Here is a 17,344-nt window from a genome sequence, read left to right as displayed (position 1 = left end):
GAAAGTGGGGGCTGGAAACAAAGAGCAGCTGCTCCAATCCAAAATGGCAGAAATACGCAGATATTTAATCCGGCTGGGTGCCGGAAGTGCAGATGCGGAAGACATCGTACAGGATACAGTATACAAAGCCTTGCTGTATGTTGACGGGATTGACGGGCATAAGTTCAGTGCCTGGCTCTATAAGGTAGCGATTAACAGCTATTATGATCTTTGCCGGAGGCAGGCCCGGTTCCGGTATTCCGAAGAAATTCATGATTATGAAGCGCCGGAGAGCGAACTTCCGGAATCCATTCTGCTGAGGCAGGAGCAAAGAGTACTGATTGAGAAGATTCTTGGCAGGATGAATCCGGCGAACCGCCAGCTGATTCTGCTGAAATATGAACTGGAGTTCTCCTACAAACAAATTGCTGCGCTCTTGGGAGTCACAGAAGGGACAGTAAAGGCTTCCCTATACCGTGCCAGGCAGCAGTTTCAACACATTTATGGAGGTGAGGCTGAATGACGGCACCATGGGAAGGACAAGAGGATGAGAATCTGGCCCAAGCACTGAAAAAAGCCAAACATAAAAGCTTAATCCGCAGTATTGTTATTTCGCTTCTGGTTACTATTCTAACATTGTCCGTAGTGTTCTTCGGTGCGGCGAAGCTTGTGGAGCGCCGGTCCGCAGAGGCCCATTACAGCGAGTGGAGATATTTAATGATCAGCAGTCCCAATGAATATCCTTCAGGCTTTAGGGATAACCGTGGATTTTTGTCGGGAGTACTGGAGATGAGCACTTACAAAATCATTGAAGGTGTACCCGTCCCCTGGAATGAGAAATGGTTCAATTACAACGAGTGGTGGTTTCCTTTTGCCACTGGCGCTTATGGCGGCACAACCAATCTGCAGGAGTCAGCGCCTCCGGGAAATCCGGACAGCCAGGCGTTCAGACGGCAGTATAACCCGCATAACGGCCAGAAGGAGATGGCTTACTACATTCCAGGTGTGAAATATAGTGGTGCTATTCTGAATGACCTTAACCTGCTCACCAGAATGGAACCGGAGGAACTGGCGGAGATGGCGCTGTCTTTTGACAAACCCTATTCCTTTGAAGAGGTGAACAGCATGCTTCCCCGGGAGGCCAGACCCGTATGGTATTGGGTGGATACCTATGATGAATCCTCCTGGTTCAATCTGAAACCCCATGAGGACGGGGAGGGTGTAATGGTGAATCCGCAGCCGATGTCATCTTCCGCAGGCGTATACGGCTTTGGAACGGGGCCAAACAGCGACGAGGTACTGCCGGAGGACTTTCTCGAAATGCTTCAAACGGGACTGCAACATAAGGATTATTACAGCGAGTACAGCCGGATCAACCAGTACCTCAAAAAGGATAAAGCTGAACCTGATACCGCAGATATCCGGATTCTGGGAGTTGTTGTCACCGGCTCTGCCGCCGGTCTGAAGAGCTTGAATGGACAACCTTATATCCGGGGGGCAGTGCTTGGTGCTGTAGCAGACCCGCATTAACTTGAACAAACACAGACTGATATTTTATAACCGGATTTGCATAAGGGAGTCCCCCGGAATGTCATACTACCAGAAGATAGTATGGCTGCAGCGGAAAGATGCTGTAAGCGGAAAGGGAGAGCTGCGCACGATGGACTTCACAGAAGCAAGCATGAACAGCGGTAAGAACGAAGAGATTCTGCCTGATGGGATTAAACCGGGGGTCAATGAACCTGTACCACCAGGGCCGGTAGGGGTGCTGAAGGAACTGGGGCAAACGGCGGTGCCTACGGGGGAGCCGGATATTTTCTGCATGACGATTATCGGCCAGATCGAAGGACATTTCGTATTGCCGCCGCATAACAAAACTACGAAATATGAACACATCATTCCCCAGCTGGTTGCCGCCGAGCAGAATAAGAATATCAAAGGGCTGCTGATTATCCTGAATACCGTCGGAGGGGATGTGGAGGCCGGACTGGCCATTGCCGAGATGATTGCCTCCTTGTCCAAGCCAACTGTGACCGTGGTAATCGGCGGCGGCCACAGCATAGGCGTTCCGATCGCCGTATCCTCCAGCTACTCTATCATTGCCGAGAGTGCAACGATGACGATTCATCCGATCCGGATGAACGGTCTCGTGATCGGGGTGCCGCAAACCTTCGAATATATGGAGCGGATGCAGGAGCGGATGGTTAAATTTGTAACTTCACATTCCCGCATCACAGAGTCGCAGTTCAAAGACCTGATGTTCAAAACCGGCGAGCTGAACCGTGACATCGGTACCGCTGTCGGCGGGCAGGATGCCGTGAAATACGGTCTTATGGACGAGGTGGGCGGCATAGGAGCTGCTCTGGCCCAGCTGAACAAAATGATTGCCGCAAACACATCACTTTCGCCTGATCATCTTCCGCCGGGAGGGCTGACTCAATGACCTTTTATACAATTCTGCCGATGGAGCAGGTGTTTGAGGGCGCTCTTAATTATGCGCTGCCGGTGCAGGAGATCAGCTATCAGGGGATGCTGATGCAGGTTGAACCGCTTGAAGGCGGTCAGGCGCGGATTGTCAGGCTGCTGCAGTGTCCGCTGCACAGATATCTGGATGCTGCCCTGTCCCCCGGGGCGGTCATTCATCTGAACAATTAAATGCGAACATACCGCCTATAAATGCATTTTCTGACAAAAGAGAACATAGGTACGCCACGCCATTATATGGTATAATGTTGTGGGGGTGGCTGGCGTGGCTAAAAAAAGAAAAAAGAAAAAGAAAAAAGCGCTGCTGGGCAGCGTTTTAAAATATGAAATCTATGGAATTCTGCTAATCACTATTTCTGTCATAGCATTGTCAGGTGAAGCGGCTGTTGGGCGCTCACTTTCAAGCATGGCGGGATATTTACTCGGCAGATTCTATTTTGTGCTGCCGCTGGCCGGCATTTTTTATGGTTTGATGGTCATGATTCACCGGAAATGGCCATCTACCTGGAACAGCAGATATACAGGCGGGCTATTGCTGCTGCTGTCCATGTGCCTGATGAGTACGATTTCGGCTATGCAGCAGAAGCTGGGGCCGATTGGAATGCTGCATCCGGGTAATGTGCTGGCCCAAATACATAATGACCTCTCGGGTTCACTGTCACCGGGCGCCGGTGAGAGCAGTGTGTACATGCTGGGCAAGGACATCAGCGGAGGATATATCGGAGCACTGGAGTATGCTGCTCTCCTGTGGCTGTTCGGCAATCTGGGCGCCAAGCTGCTTATGATTGTTCTGCTGGCGATCAGCTTCATGCTGATTACCAATCTGTCGTATGTGGAGCTGTTTACACTGCTCCGCGTAAGAGCGGTTAAGCTGGTGGAAGGAATCAAGCTCAGATCAGCTAACCGCCCTGCAGCGGTTCCGGTAGTGCCCAGAGCCACAAGGAACAGCACGCCTCCTGCACCGCAGCCGGCAGATGATGATGACTACTACGAAGACGATGAAGAAGAGAATAATCAACAGCTGCCCAGACGTGCACAGCCGAACCTGCTGGGAAGAGTGGCCGGCTGGTTCAGCGGCTCTGCCCGTAATGAGCAGCAGTCCGGGACGGAAGAGCATGGTGACGGGGAACTGCCGGATGTAATCCTGACAGAACCGCGCAACGGTCCGATTATATCCGGGCTTGCGGCTGGCAGGGGAATGCCGCCGGAGGATCTCGGCGAGGATGACTTCCCCGAGGAGGATGTGGAGCCGGTTACACCGATTATCCGCGACTTCTTCGAGCATATCCGCTCGGAAGGGCTGAATGCGGAGGACCGGGAGGAGTGGAGTGAGTTCTCTCCGGCTGCACGCGGCGGCGCTGTTATAGGCGCGGGAGATGAGGCTCTGTCCTCTGCTGCCGGATATCCTGCAGCGGAGGGTGAATCCGCTGAGGCCGGACTTCCGGTAGAGCTGGACGGGCTGCTGGAAACGGCAGAAAATGGCGAAGTGATTCCGGCAATTCCGCCACCGCCGCCTCCCAAACCGTACAAGCTGCCATCCTTCCGCCTGCTGGCGAAGCCCAACAACGGCGGCAAGGCTGGAGACCAGAATGACTACATGCAGACGGCCCGCAAGCTGGAAGCCACACTCGAGAGCTTCGGTGTCAGGGCGAAGGTGCTGGAAGTGGTCCGGGGCCCGGCTGTTACCCGGTATGAAATTCAGCCGGATATCGGTGTGAAGGTCAGCCGGATCGTCAATCTTACGGATGATATCGCGCTGGCGCTGGCAGCCAAGGATATCCGGATGGAAGCACCGATTCCGGGTAAGTCTGCCATCGGTATTGAAGTGCCGAACTCCGAAGTCTCAATTGTAACCATGCGTGAAGTAATGGAGACGCAGATTTTTCAGGAGGCAGAGTCGCGGTTATCGATTGCCTTCGGCCGGGATATATCCGGTCAGACGATTATTGGTAACCTGGCCAAGATGCCCCATTTGCTCGTAGCAGGAGCTACCGGTTCCGGTAAGTCTGTCTGCATTAACGGCATTATTACCAGCATCCTTTATAAAGCCAAGCCTAATGAAGTGAAGTTCCTCATGGTCGACCCTAAGATGGTCGAGCTGAATGTATATAATGGCATCCCACATCTGCTTGCTCCGGTGGTTACCGATCCCAAGCGGGCCAGTCTTGCCTTGAAGAAGATAGTGGTGGAGATGGAGAAGCGTTATGAGCTGTTCTCCAAGTCAGGCACGCGTAATATGGAAGGTTATAATACTCTAATGAAAGATAATCCTGCAGCGGTATTGCCCTACATTGTAGTAATTGTGGACGAGCTTGCCGATCTGATGATGGTGGCGGCGAATGATGTCGAGGACGCGATCTGCCGGCTTGCCCAGATGGCGCGGGCAGCGGGAATTCATCTGATCATCGCTACACAGCGTCCTTCCGTGGACGTCATTACCGGACTGATTAAGGCGAATATTCCTTCGCGGATAGCTTTCGGAGTGTCGTCGAATGTGGATTCACGGACGATTCTGGATATGCCGGGTGCAGAGAAGCTGCTGGGACGGGGGGATATGCTGTTCCTGCCAATGGGAGCTTCCAAGCCGATCCGTGTCCAGGGCGCGTTCATGAGCGATCAGGAAGTCGAAACGATCGTGCAGTATGTAAGCAGCCAGGGTGAAGCGAATTATGATGAATCCCTTGTCCCTGAGGTTGATGACTCCATATCGGAAGACCAGGAACCGCAGGATGAATTATATGAACAGGCCGTCCAGATTGTGCTGGAAGCCAAGCAGGCCTCGGTGTCGCTGCTTCAGCGGCGCATGCGCGTCGGTTACACCCGTGCTGCACGGTTAATCGATGCCATGGAGGCCAGAAGCGTGATCGGGCCTTACGAGGGCAGCAAGCCGCGTGAGGTGCTGATGTCCCTCGAACAGTATCAGCATAGCAGAATCAGTTCATAACCCAAAAAGAGATGGCCCGCATAATACGAGGCCATCTCTTTTTTTTGAAATGATTGATTCAGAATTACTTCACCCGGGGGGCTGCAAGCAGGTTGTCAACAATGAAATCAAGCTGGGCGTTAAGCGAATAGATATCGCTATAATAGGATAATCCGAAGTCGATCTCCAGCATTCGTCCTTCTTTGACAGCCGGAATGCTGTTCCATAGCGGGTCCCCGGTCAGATCAGCCATCCCGTCATAGGAAGAACGGAAGATATAGTCTCCGCTGTAATCGGCCAGTACTTCAAACGAGACGGATTCACCGCCAACGTCGGTCGTGCTATCGATTTTTTGCTGAACAAGCTCAGGCGCCTTCATCCCAAGATATTCATAAATGACCTGTGAACCCCGGCCGTATTGTTTGCTCATGACCACTACCATACTGCGGTCTGCGCCGCCTTCCATAATGGAGATGGTAGATCCGAGAATTCCAGCTTCCTGCAGCTTCTGCTTACTGTCTTCCACTTTGGCATTGAAGTTGTCCAACAGGCTGGCGGCCTGGTCTTCCTTACCAAAAATCTGTCCAATAAAGCCGACCCGCTCATCGGTTGTCATCTTCTCATAAGGAACCAGCACAGTCGGTGCAATGTCATGCAGCGCTTCATAGGTTTCCTCAGAAGGAACAATAATCAGATCTGGCTCCAGCGAGAGTACAACTTCAGGACTAGCCTCGAACCAGTTGCCCAGCTTCTGTACATCCTTCAGTTCGCTCTCAAAGGCCGCGCCTTCCGATACATCGGATACACCAATCGGTTTCACCCCGAGCGCGAGGACATCGCCCAGCAGATACAGTACTACCACACGCTGGGGATTGGCCGGAACCTCTATGTCTCCTTTGACTGTGGAGATGGTCCGGGTCTGTGCTTCTGCTGAAGTGTTATCCGGAGATGTTGTAGCGGCTGCCGTCGCTGCGGGAGAAGCGGAAGGCGTATTGCTGCTGCCTGCAGCGGAGTTATTGGCTGTTCCTCCGGAACATGCGCTTAACACTATGGTGAAGCATAACAACAAGGTAAGCATTAGGGATGGTCTAGCGGTTCTGAACATGGGTGACGCTCCTTTTAGATTATATTGATAATGATTATCATCATCAATATATCGGAGAGTGTCTTCCTGGACAATGTCATAAGCGGACACGGCAGTTGGCACATCCGGCCATTTATATGCTTCATGCAAGGAATTTTTGTACCTTACGGGCGAGGAGCCGAAGTACTTCTTGAACATTTTCCCAAAGGAATAAGCATCCGGGTAGCCGACAGCAACAGCAATATCATGCAGTGTGGCCTCTGTGTTCAGCAGCAGCTCACGGGCTTTGTCCATACGGATCTGAATCATATACTGGGCAGGGCTGGTCTGAAGCCTCATCCGGAATAATCTCGATAATGTTCTCGGGCTCGTTCCGAGTGCGCCGGCGAGTGCATCCAGCGTGAAGGGTTTGCTGTAACTGTCGTGCATGTAGCGTACTGCCTGGTCCAGCGAATCCGCTTTGAGGGGCTGGATATCCTGCGCATGCAGCTGACGGAGCAGCTCGTGAACCCACTGATAGAACAAGGCTTTGGCATGCAGATGTTCGAGGACGCCGCCTTTTTGCCATTCGCCATACATCCGTGTCAGGATTTCGTACAGCGGCAGCGGATTGCCCGGGGTGAACTGATAGGGCTCGGTAAAAGGCCTGCTGCGCTCCATAAGCGCTGTAAGATTCCGGCGTGCGGGAAGATTAAGTGTAGATCTGTACAAAATTAAGTAATAATTCAGGATATCCTGTGTATGGAGCACTTTAATCGTCGTGCCTTTACCGCCGTGAATCACACCGGCACCGCCGATTTCAAATGGAATTTCATCTATAAGCACACTTGCAGTGCCGCGGACGACATACATATATGTACTGGCTGGAAGGCGGTACAGCAGCGGAGGTTCTCCCGAAGTGAAAGTGGCCTTGCGGATATCAATAACTTCTATTAAAGCATGGTTCCACAGTACGATATGGTCCTTCAGATTCATGATTCTTCTCAACTCCCGTTGGTTCATAGTCCAAGTATAGTTGATAATCGTTCTCATTTGCAATGGATTTACTCTTGCCAGTCTTACGTAATGCATAGGATGTCTTGTCAGTCGTCATAATAACTTTAGCCATTCATGCAGAACTTACAAGAGAAAGGTAGAGCGAACCCCTATGACAAAACATAAGCAGTGGATCTTTGCCGTATTAACCCTGGCCTTGGCCGCCGCACCGTTTGCCGGCGTATTCTTTGAAGATCGCGGCGTGACTTACGCCCAATCGTATGCAGCAGCACCAGGTATAACTGAAATTCCTGACGAAGGAGAAGAGGCTTTGCCCGCTTTCGGGACAACGCCGCTTAAACTTGGATCTTCCGGACAGGATGTGTATGAACTGCAGGGGAGACTTAAGCATCTTGGGTATTATGCCGGTGCTATTGACAGCCAGTTCGGAGCCAAGACCAAAAATGCCGTCACCTGGTTCCAGTGGAAATTCGGCTTGAAATCCGACGGAGTTGTTGGCGCCAAAACAAAGCTCAAACTGTACAATGCAACAACAGCCTGGAAACCTACGGAGCCTAAAACTTCTACCGCCCAAAAAGATACATCTTCCGGAACGGCGGCAAAAAAGAATGATACAGCCAATACGAATACAGCAGAGCTGTCTTCCGGCAACACGATGGGGCTGTCTGAAAATGATCTGAAAATCATGGCTAATGCCGTTTACGGTGAATCGCGCGGGGAGCCGTTTGAAGGACAGGTAGCGGTGGCGGCGGTTATTCTCAACCGGGTCAAATCGCCGAGCTTTCCCAATACGCCTTCGGGGGTGATTTTTCAACCGGGGGCCTTCACGGCTGTTGCTGACGGTCAGATCTATCTGGAGCCAAATGAACAGGCGCGCAAGGCAGTGCAGCAGGCGCTTAACGGCTGGGACCCTTCCGGCGGCTGCCTCTATTACTTCAATCCCAAGACAGCTACTTCCAAGTGGATATGGAGCCGTCCGCAGGTGAAGACGATAGGTGAGCATATTTTCTGTATGTAGCTGTAGGAATGTTTTTGCACAGCAAGGCATTAATGGCAGCATGACAGCGTCCGTATAAATCTTTTCTGAGAGCAACCGGTGCACTGTCTTCCGGTTGCTTCCTTACTTTGGAATGGTTTAGAATGGATAATACTTCATAAACTTGTTGTATAGCATCTATCCACGCCGCAAAGGAGTTTTGGACTTGACAAATAATGGATTTCAACATGGCAGCGCTGCAGGCATGCGCATACACGTTCTGCCTACCAAGGCGTTCAAGACGTTCGCCATTTCACTTTATGCCGGCGTTCCGCTTGACGAAAATACCGTCACCCCTACAGCGCTGGTTCCTTTTGTGCTCCGCCGGGGCACAGCATCCTACCCCGAAACCACCCAGTTCCGCGAACGCCTTGAGGAGCTTTACGGTGCCGGTTTCGGCTTCGACATTTACAAACGCGGCGATTATCAGATCGTGCAGTTCCGGATGGACACGATCAATGATTCCTTTGTACAGAGCAAGGAGAGCCTGCTCGGAGAATCATTCGCTTTTCTGGGCGAAGTATTGACCCGGCCTTTGCTTGAGGATGGAAGCTTCCGCGCTTCTTATGTAGCGACAGAACGCGAAACCGTCCGCAAGAAGCTGGAAGCGATCGTGAACGATAAAATCCGCTATGCGGCAGAACGCTGCATTGAGGAAATGTGCCGCCGGGAACCTTATCGTCTGCATCCGCTCGGACAAAGAGCCGACCTGGATGCCATCACACCGGAATCGCTGTACCAGTCCTATAACTCCTGGCTGAATGGAGCGACACTTGATCTGTATGTGGTGGGTGATACTACACCGGAGGAAGTGGAGAAGCTGGTTATCGCCAACTTCGGCCGCGCCCATCATTCCGAATCTGCGCCGTACACCTCGGACTTCACCCCGGTAACGGTTACGGAAGTGCGGACGGTGGAGGAGAAGCTGGATGTCAATCAAGGCAAGCTGAATATGGGTCTGCGCACCTCAATCACCTACAAGGACGACAGATACGCCTCTGCGTTAATGTACAACGGCATCCTCGGCGGATATCCGCACTCGAAGCTGTTCGTCAACGTGCGTGAGAAAGAGAGCCTGGCCTATTATGCCTCCTCCCGTTATGACGGACACAAGGGGATCGGGACGATTCAGTCGGGCATTGAGACCCAAAATTACGGCAAGGCCGTTGATATTATCCGCAAGCAGCTGGATGAGCTGAAGGCCGGCAATATCAGTGATCTGGAGCTGAGCCAGACCAAGGCGATGATCCGCAACCTTTTATCCGAAATTCAGGATTCCGCATTTGAGATGATTTCGTTTGATTTCAACCGCCAGTTATCCGGCAAAGACCGTTCTGCACAGGAACTGATGGATCAGGTAGACCACATTGGAGCGGAAGAAGTGAAGGCAGCGGCCGACACCTTCCAGCTTGATACGATTTATTTCCTGACAGGGAAGGAGGAATAGCGGTGGAAAAGCTCCATTACGAAAGACTTCAAGAAACACTTTATCATGAGGTTATGGATAACGGTCTGCAGGTATATGTGCTGCCGAAGCCGTCTTTTCTCAAAACCTACGCTACCTTTGCGACCAAATACGGTTCTGTAGACAATCACTTCAAGGTAGCCGGGGGCGAAGAAACCACAGTGCCTGACGGAATTGCCCACTTCCTGGAGCACAAAATGTTCGAAGAGCCGGAAGGCGATATCTTTGCCACCTTTGCTTCAAACGGTGCATCTGCGAATGCATTTACCAGCTTTGACCAGACGGTATACCTTTTCTCGGCGACGGAGAACATTGAGCAGAATCTCAGTACCCTCGTTGATTTTGTGCAGCGTCCTTATTTCACGGATGAGAATGTGGAGAAGGAAAAAGGGATCATCGGCCAGGAAATTAACATGTACGCGGATAACCCGGACTGGCGTGTGTATTTCGGGCTGATCGAGGCCATGTATGCTAAGCATCCGGTCCATATTGATATTGCCGGAACGATCGAGTCCATTTCAACCATCACCAAAGAAACGCTGTATACCTGTTACAATTCCTTCTACCATCCCAGCAATATGCTGCTGTTCATTGTCGGCGGTGTCGATCCGGAGAAGGTATTTGAACTGATCCGCAGCAATCAGAATGGTAAAACCTACGAGAAGCAGGGTGAAATTACCCGCATCTTCGAGCAGGAGCCGCATGAGGTGGCATCGAAGCATGTGGAGAGCCGGCTCGCGGTCTCCATTCCCAAAATGATGTTCGGGTTCAAGGAAAAAGTAGATGGCCTCACGGGTGAAGCGGCAGTACGCCGTGATCTGACCACCAGACTGATGCTGGATCTGCTGCTTGGCAGCAGTACGGCGCTGTATCAGAAGCTCTATGATGAGGAACTGATCTCTGACAGCTTCGGCCATGAATTCAACAGCTCCCCGCAGTATGCTTTCTCGGCTATCGGCGGCGATACCAAAGATCCGGGCCTGCTCCTTGACCGGATCAAAGAAGAGGTTGGCCTTATTCAGGCGGCGGGCTTCGCGGAGAAGGATTTCGAGCGTGCCCGCAAAAAGAAGATCGGCGGCTATCTGCGAATGCTGAATTCGCCGGAGAGCATTGCCCACGAGTTCACCCGTTACCAGTTCCGCGGGGGAGATCTGTTCGAAGTGCTTCCGCTGTACGAGTCGATTACGCTGGACGAAGTCAACGCGCGCCTGCATGATCATGTGGACTGGGAACAGCTGGCCGTGTCGCTTGTGGTGAGCCCTTAATGGTACTGCCGGGAGAGGACAGCAAACCGATTGGTGAAATGACAGTGCTCATAACCGGAGGCAGCGGGGGAATCGGCGGAGCGATCGCTGAGCGTTTTGCTTCCGTAGGCATGAACATTGTGATCCATTATATGAATTCGCATGAAGCGGCGAATGATGTAGCCCGGCGCTGCATGGCGCTGGGGGCGAAGGTAATGACAGTGGCTGCGGACATGAAGGACCGCAGCCAGCTTGTGCGTATGGCCGAACGGCTTGAGGCCAGCGGCATGATGCCGGATATCCTGGTCAACAATGCCGGGAAGGCGCATTATGGCATGCTGGCCGACGTAACGGAGGAAGAGTGGGACGATATTATGGCGGTGAATCTGAAGGGCACCTTTATGTGCAGCCAGATTTTTATGCCTTATATGGTCTCCCAGCGTTACGGGCGGATTATTAATGTTTCTTCCGTCTGGGGGATTTCGGGCGCTTCCTGTGAAGTGGCTTATTCGGCGAGCAAGGGTGGAGTGAACGCTTTTACCAAGGCGCTTGCTAAGGAACTGGCACCTTCCAAGGTAACGGTGAATGCTGTTGCACCGGGAGCGGTCCAAACGGCCATGCTGGCCAATCTGCAGGCGGATGAGGTGAAGATGCTGGAGGATGAGATCCCTGCGGGGCGGCTTGCTTCTCCTGAAGATATTTCATCGCTGGTTTATTTTCTGGCGCTGCCTGAATCGGGTTATATTACCGGGCAGATCATTAGTCCGAACGGCGGCTGGATCACTTAAGGACGGGTAACATGAGTTCTGGAGAAATGCTCCAGCATAAGAACTTCCGGCTTGAGACATATTATAACTGTTGCTTTTAAATCTCAATATCATTACAACTTGAGGAGGATTTAAGATGTCAACAGATTCCGTAGTGAAGAACTTTGATACCTGGAAAAGCTTTCTGGGAGACCGGGTCATTCAGGCCGAAAAAATGGGGATGAGCGACGAGACCATCACCAAGCTGGCTTTTGAAATCGGGGAATTCCTCGATAAGAAGGTCGATCCTGGCAACTATTCCAACCGGGCCATCAAAGAGCTGTGGGATGTCGGAACGGATGATGAGAAGCATACCATTGCTGGACTCATGGTCAAACTGGCAAAGAAAAACGCATAAGCATGCGGAAGAAGCTCCCCTTGCGGGAGCTTTTCTGCAATTATTACAACAGTGTCCTTGCCTTTCAAATTTTTTTTATATATCATTAACATGACCCGTGTAGCGAAAGTGACATGCAGGGAAAAGGAATCTATGAGGTGCGCTAAAGTGGAATATAAACAGTGGTATATGGAGTACAAGATACATAAGAACAGACCCGGTCTCCTTGGAGATATCGCTTCGATGCTGGGAATGCTGGAAGTCAATATCCTGACCATTAACGGTGTTGAAGGCAAAACCCGCGGGATGCTGCTGGAAACAAGTGACGATGAGAAGATCATGCTGATGGGTGAAATGCTCAAAAAAGTTGATAATATAACGGTAACGGCACTGCGTTCTCCGCGCCTTGTGGATAAGCTTGCCGTCCGGCATGGACGATATATTGACCGCGATTCGGATGACCGCAAGACCTTCCGTTTCACCCGGGATGAGCTCGGGCTGCTGGTGGATTTCCTCGGCGAATTGTTTAAGCGGGAAGGGAATCAGGTTATTGGTCTACGGGGCATGCCGCGTGTAGGCAAGACAGAATCTATTATTGCCGGCAGTGTATGCGCCATGAAGCGCTGGACTTTTGTCTCGTCTACGCTGCTGCGGCAGACGGTACGGAGCCAATTGGCGGATGATGAGCTGAACCCGAACAATGTATTTATCATTGACGGAATCGTCAGTACCATCCGTTCAAATGAGAAGCATTACAACCTGCTGCAGAATGTCATGAGCATGCCGAGCACCAAGGTGATTGAGCATCCGGATATTTTTGTGCGGGAATCCGAGTACACCTTTGATGATTTCGATATCATTATCGAGCTGCGCAATACGCCGAACGAAGAGATATTGTACGAGTCGTTTACGACAAGCTACAGTGATGATCTTTAATATATACTATATTTTTAGGAGGTGATGGTATGTCGGAACTGGGCCGGCATTTGAAGGAGGCGCGTCTGCAAAAAGGGATGAGTCTTGATGATGTCCAGGAAGTAACAAAGATCCGCAAAAAATATTTGGAAGCCATCGAAGCAGGTGATTATAAAGTACTTCCGGGAAGTTTCTATGTCCGGGCTTTTATCAAAACCTATGCGGAAGCGGTCGGAGTAAATCCGGATGAGCTGATGGAGGAGCACGGCAATGTGCCTGCCGCTCCCGTCGATACCACCATGGAAACAGTGATCCAGAAGCGGAGCCGCAAGCCTGAAACGGAACGGAATGCCAAGTGGCTGCCGACCTTGCTGATGTGGACCTTTCCTGTCTTAATCCTTGTGGTCATCTATCTGTATGCATCTTCAACGATGAACAAAGAAGATGCCGAAAAAACGGATTCGGGGAGTTTGACTACTGCAACGCAAGATCCGTCGCAGGTTAAGCCCTCGGCCACAGCGGCCGGAGGCGGCACAGCTGCTACATCCACTGCGGATACCGGCGCAGCTGCGACTGTTGCACCTACTGCAACTCCGGTACCATCCCCGACTCCGTCTACGCAGTCCATAACAGTTACAGAGGACCGCAAGTCGGGCAAAACGACAATCTATAAGGTTACGGCACCTGCAGGAAGCTCGGTTCAGGTAGAGATCGCCGCAACTGGAGTCAGCTGGCTTGAAGTCTACCAGGGCGAGAACTCCAAGGGGGAGAAGCTTAGCTTCGGGAACACTAAGGCTGGCGATAATATGAGCTTTACGCTCGGAAGTGAAGGAATGTACATCAAATCGGGGTATTCCCCGGCAACGAATATTTCAGTAAATGGACAAGTCATTACGGATGGCAAAACTTCATCCCGCCTGCTCCTGGAGCTGGATGACGGAACTTCTGCCCCCGGCAGCGATGGTGCAGTTACTGATGGTGAGAGTACTACTGCCGAATAATAAATCCAATGTATAGGTTTCGGCGGATTGGAGAACCTAGAAATGATTTACAGTTCTTACTCCAAAGTGAGGTGTATTCTCTCATGACCGTCAGCTGGATCGTAACAGGGCTTGGCATTATTGTCAGTCTCCTCGGTTATTATCTGACACCGGGTGCCTGGGGCTATGGTATTCTGGGTTTCGGACTGGCACATATTGTGCTAGGGATTCTGGACATGTTCCGGGCTCCTGCACGCAGCAGATAATACCTGGATGAGAGCGTCTCCCGGAGTTTGCTCCGGGAGACGTGTTTTTAGGTCTTATGATGTAATCATTCAATACATAGCAAGGCGCTTTATCTCTGTAAGCCGAGGCCTCACTTTGTGGGGTCATTTTGTAATGCCGGCCAGAGCTTTCTTTCCAGTATTAGACTTAAGAGTCCCTTTCTCATATAATAGGGACAGACTAAATGTAAGCAAAGGACGTGGAATCATGAGTTCGGAGAGTTCATTTGACATTGTATCCAAGATGGATATGCAGGAATTGACCAATGCGGTTCACCAGACGGAGAAGGAAATTGATAACCGCTTTGATTTCAAGAACAGCAAAAGCAGTTTGAAGCTTGAAAAAGATGCGCTGATTATCGCCTCAGAGGATGAATACAAGCTGAATGCGGTGGTTGATATTCTGCAGTCCAAAATGGTTAAGCGCGGAATTACGCTGAAAAATATGGATTTCGGCAAAGTCGAACCCGCATCACTTGGCACTGTACGCCAGCGGCTGGGCCTGAAGCAGGGAATCGATCAGGAGAATGCGAAGAAGATTAACATCTTAATCCGTGACTCCAAATTGAAGGTCAAGAGCACCATTCAGGGTGATCAGATCCGTGTTACCGGCAAAAGCCGTGATGATCTCCAGCAAATTATCCAGCTCTTGCGCAAAGCTGATTTACCGCTCGATCTGCAGTTTAACAATTTAAAGTAAGCTTACGTCCCCCGCAGTGTATACGCACCTTACTTTGCGGGGTGTTTTATGTTTTTTTGACACTTATTTATGGCTATAATATACTTGCTAAAGCAGTTTTGAAGAAAATTGTGGAATATCGGATTCGTATGGATCAGGGGAGGAACTTCAGTGAATTTGCCCAACCGCATCACGCTAGCACGTATTTGTCTTATCCCGATTATGATGTTTTTTTTGCTGGTGGATTTCAGCTTCTATCCGGAACCGATACATTGGGGCTCATTTCAGCTCTCAATTAATCATTTGATTGCGGCTGTTATTTTCCTGCTTGCCGCCAGTACAGATGGAATAGACGGGTACATAGCCAGAAAGTATAACATGGTCACTAATCTCGGCAAACTGCTGGACCCGCTTGCGGACAAGCTGCTGGTCTCGGCAGTATTGATCTCGCTGGTTGAGCTGGGAAGATGCGATTCATGGATTGCCATCGTCATCATCAGCCGTGAATTCGCCGTGACCGGCCTGCGACAGGTGGCACTGCTTGAAGGTAAAGTAGTGGCCGCGAGCAAATGGGGCAAGATAAAGACAGTTATTCAGATTGTCGCCATTTCGCTGCTTCTGCTTAACAATTTCCCGTTCCAGTTCGTCAGCATCCCGGTGGATGATATTGCGATTTGGGCTGCAGCGATTATCACCATTTATTCGGGTATTGATTATTTCGTGAAGAACAAGGACTTGCTGCAGCTTCATAATGCCTGAACTCTGCCGTGCAGCTTGATTCTTGCGTGATTTCTACAATCAGGAGGAGAACGCCAGCTATGAAAGCGGAAATTATTGCCGTTGGAACAGAACTTTTGCTTGGACAGATTGTTAACAGCAATGCCCAGTTTCTTTCAATAGAGCTGGCTGCGTTAGGAATTGATGTTTATTTTCAGACCGTAGTCGGGGACAACAAGAATCGTCTTCTGGAAGCGATTGAGATTGCACGGAGCCGTGCGGATATTATCTTATTTACCGGCGGAATCGGTCCGACGGAAGATGATCTGACCAAAGATGCACTGGCTGCGGCGCTTGGCCGTACCCTCCATATCGACCAGCTTGCTATGGATCATGTGCAGCGCTTCTTCGATGACCGCAAGATTGTCATGACGGAGAATAACCGGAAGCAGGCGCTGGTGATTGAAGGGACGACGCCATTGTCTAATGAGATCGGACTTGCGGTAGGTATTGCTTTTGCGGAAGAGAACAAGTATTACATCGTGCTACCGGGTCCTCCCCGGGAGATGAAGCCGATGTTCACAGATAAAGCCAAGCCTTGGCTGCAGCAGCATGCACTGACCAGCGAAATGCCGATCTACTCCAAGATGCTTAAGTTTGCAGGTATTGGCGAATCGCTGCTGGAGGACAAGCTGATTGACCTGATCCGCGGCCAGAGCGATCCTACGATTGCTCCTTATGCCAAGGAAGGCGAAGTGACAGTGCGGATTTCCACCAAAGCCCCGTCCGAGCGCGAGGCCATGGTTAAGCTTGATGTGCTGGAGAAGAAGATTGCCGGTATTTTGCCGGAGAATCTGTATGCCAATATCGATGTGCCGCTGGAGCAGCTGATTGTCGACTGGATGGCGGATGCAGGTCTGACGCTAAGTGCTGCTGAGAGCTGCACGGGCGGACTGCTGATGGAGAGCATCACGAACATCCCGGGCAGCGCATCCATGTTCGCCGGGGGAATCGTCTGTTATTCGAATGATTTGAAGAAGAAGCTGCTGAATGTGCCTGCAGCCATGCTGGAAGGTCCTGACGCACCCGGTGCGGTCAGCCGTGAGGTAGCCGAAGTGCTGGCAGAGCAGGTGCGGATGATCGGGGATAGTGACTTTGGCTTGTCTGTTACCGGTGTAGCCGGGCCGGGATATTCCGAACGGAAGCCTGTGGGGCTTGTGTTCGTCGGACTGGCCGAACGCGGCCGGAAGACGGAGGTATATGAGCTCAATCTCAAGGGAACCCGCGAGAACATCCGCCTGCGTACAGTCAAGGCTTTGCTGTACCGCCTCTGGCGCCGGCTGGAGGAACGCAAAGTGGCAACCCCGCTTGAAGGATCGGCCTTGCAATAATTAACCGGGCCGGTATATAATTTG

Annotated in this window: 17 protein-coding genes; 16 read left to right on the top strand and 1 reads right to left on the bottom strand. The window is 51.3% G+C overall.

The window, feature by feature from the left end; genetic code table 11:
- Positions 1–4 precede the first annotated feature (4 nt).
- From PBOR_RS20340 to PBOR_RS20320, 5 genes are all read left to right on the top strand, one after another.
- A complete protein-coding gene (locus PBOR_RS20340) occupies positions 5–502 on the top strand; it encodes an RNA polymerase sigma factor (protein ID WP_245647840.1) in 498 nt (165 codons plus the stop codon).
- The gene (locus PBOR_RS20335) at positions 499–1,509 is read left to right on the top strand and encodes an anti-sigma factor (RefSeq protein ID WP_042214784.1); all 1,011 of its coding nucleotides are present in this window, start codon (positions 499–501) and stop codon (positions 1,507–1,509) included. Before PBOR_RS20340 ends, PBOR_RS20335 begins: the two co-directional genes overlap by 4 nt.
- A 130-nt stretch (positions 1,510–1,639) precedes the next feature.
- Entirely contained in the window at positions 1,640–2,422 is a 783-nt protein-coding gene (locus PBOR_RS20330; RefSeq protein WP_042219711.1) for a ClpP family protease, read from the top strand.
- Positions 2,419–2,634, top strand: coding sequence for a YlzJ-like family protein (locus PBOR_RS20325; RefSeq protein WP_042214782.1), 216 nt, complete (start codon positions 2,419–2,421; stop codon positions 2,632–2,634). The genes PBOR_RS20330 and PBOR_RS20325 overlap by 4 nt, the downstream gene beginning before the upstream one ends.
- A 94-nt stretch (positions 2,635–2,728) precedes the next feature.
- Entirely contained in the window at positions 2,729–5,407 is a 2,679-nt protein-coding gene (locus tag PBOR_RS20320) for an FtsK/SpoIIIE family DNA translocase (protein ID WP_042214780.1), read from the top strand.
- 64 nt (positions 5,408–5,471) lie between these two features.
- Here the strand turns inward: PBOR_RS20320 and PBOR_RS20315 are convergent, their stop codons facing one another.
- The gene (locus PBOR_RS20315; protein ID WP_042214777.1) at positions 5,472–7,445 is read right to left on the bottom strand and encodes an AraC family transcriptional regulator; all 1,974 of its coding nucleotides are present in this window, start codon (positions 7,443–7,445) and stop codon (positions 5,472–5,474) included.
- A 172-nt stretch (positions 7,446–7,617) separates the two neighbouring features.
- On the opposite strand from PBOR_RS20315, the gene sleB reads away from it, so the two are divergent.
- The 11 genes from sleB to PBOR_RS20265 all read left to right on the top strand — a co-directional run bounded on the left by sleB (position 7,618) and on the right by PBOR_RS20265 (position 17,320).
- Positions 7,618–8,484 (top strand): spore cortex-lytic enzyme, encoded by an 867-nt coding sequence (sleB, locus tag PBOR_RS20310; RefSeq protein ID WP_081972132.1) that lies wholly within the window; start codon positions 7,618–7,620, stop codon positions 8,482–8,484.
- A 184-nt stretch (positions 8,485–8,668) separates the two neighbouring features.
- Complete coding sequence (yfmF, locus tag PBOR_RS20305; protein ID WP_042214775.1) at positions 8,669–9,949, top strand: EF-P 5-aminopentanol modification-associated protein YfmF; 1,281 nt, start codon at positions 8,669–8,671, stop codon at positions 9,947–9,949.
- 2 nt (positions 9,950–9,951) lie between these two features.
- Positions 9,952–11,232, top strand: a complete 1,281-nt coding sequence (gene yfmH, locus PBOR_RS20300; RefSeq protein ID WP_042214773.1) for an EF-P 5-aminopentanol modification-associated protein YfmH — start codon at positions 9,952–9,954, stop codon at positions 11,230–11,232.
- Positions 11,232–11,999: an elongation factor P 5-aminopentanone reductase gene (ymfI, locus tag PBOR_RS20295; RefSeq protein WP_042214772.1), complete on the top strand. Its 768-nt coding sequence runs from the start codon at positions 11,232–11,234 to the stop codon at positions 11,997–11,999. The genes yfmH and ymfI overlap by 1 nt, the downstream gene beginning before the upstream one ends.
- A 115-nt stretch (positions 12,000–12,114) precedes the next feature.
- On the top strand, positions 12,115–12,375 hold the full coding sequence (locus PBOR_RS20290) for a DUF3243 domain-containing protein (protein ID WP_036692667.1): 261 nt from the start codon (positions 12,115–12,117) through the stop codon (positions 12,373–12,375).
- 147 nt (positions 12,376–12,522) lie between these two features.
- Entirely contained in the window at positions 12,523–13,290 is a 768-nt protein-coding gene (locus PBOR_RS20285; RefSeq protein ID WP_042138084.1) for a DUF3388 domain-containing protein, read from the top strand.
- 29 nt (positions 13,291–13,319) lie between these two features.
- Positions 13,320–14,270, top strand: coding sequence for a RodZ domain-containing protein (locus PBOR_RS20280; RefSeq protein ID WP_042214769.1), 951 nt, complete (start codon positions 13,320–13,322; stop codon positions 14,268–14,270).
- 83 nt (positions 14,271–14,353) lie between these two features.
- Entirely contained in the window at positions 14,354–14,515 is a 162-nt protein-coding gene (locus tag PBOR_RS37440) for a hypothetical protein (RefSeq protein WP_167336664.1), read from the top strand.
- Positions 14,516–14,741: 226 nt separating this feature from the next.
- Positions 14,742–15,233, top strand: a complete 492-nt coding sequence (locus PBOR_RS20275) for a YajQ family cyclic di-GMP-binding protein (protein WP_042214766.1) — start codon at positions 14,742–14,744, stop codon at positions 15,231–15,233.
- 150 nt (positions 15,234–15,383) lie between these two features.
- On the top strand, positions 15,384–15,971 hold the full coding sequence (gene pgsA, locus PBOR_RS20270; RefSeq protein ID WP_042214763.1) for a CDP-diacylglycerol--glycerol-3-phosphate 3-phosphatidyltransferase: 588 nt from the start codon (positions 15,384–15,386) through the stop codon (positions 15,969–15,971).
- Between the two features lie 59 nt (positions 15,972–16,030).
- A complete protein-coding gene (locus tag PBOR_RS20265; protein ID WP_042214762.1) occupies positions 16,031–17,320 on the top strand; it encodes a competence/damage-inducible protein A in 1,290 nt (429 codons plus the stop codon).
- The last annotated feature ends 24 nt before the right edge of the window (positions 17,321–17,344 follow it).

Origin of the sequence: Paenibacillus borealis (genome assembly GCF_000758665.1) — a bacterium.
Taxonomy (GTDB): Bacteria; Bacillota; Bacilli; order Paenibacillales; family Paenibacillaceae; genus Paenibacillus_AQ; species Paenibacillus_AQ borealis.
Note: the sequence above shows the minus strand (reverse complement) of the source record. Positions and strands in the feature narration are given on the sequence as shown.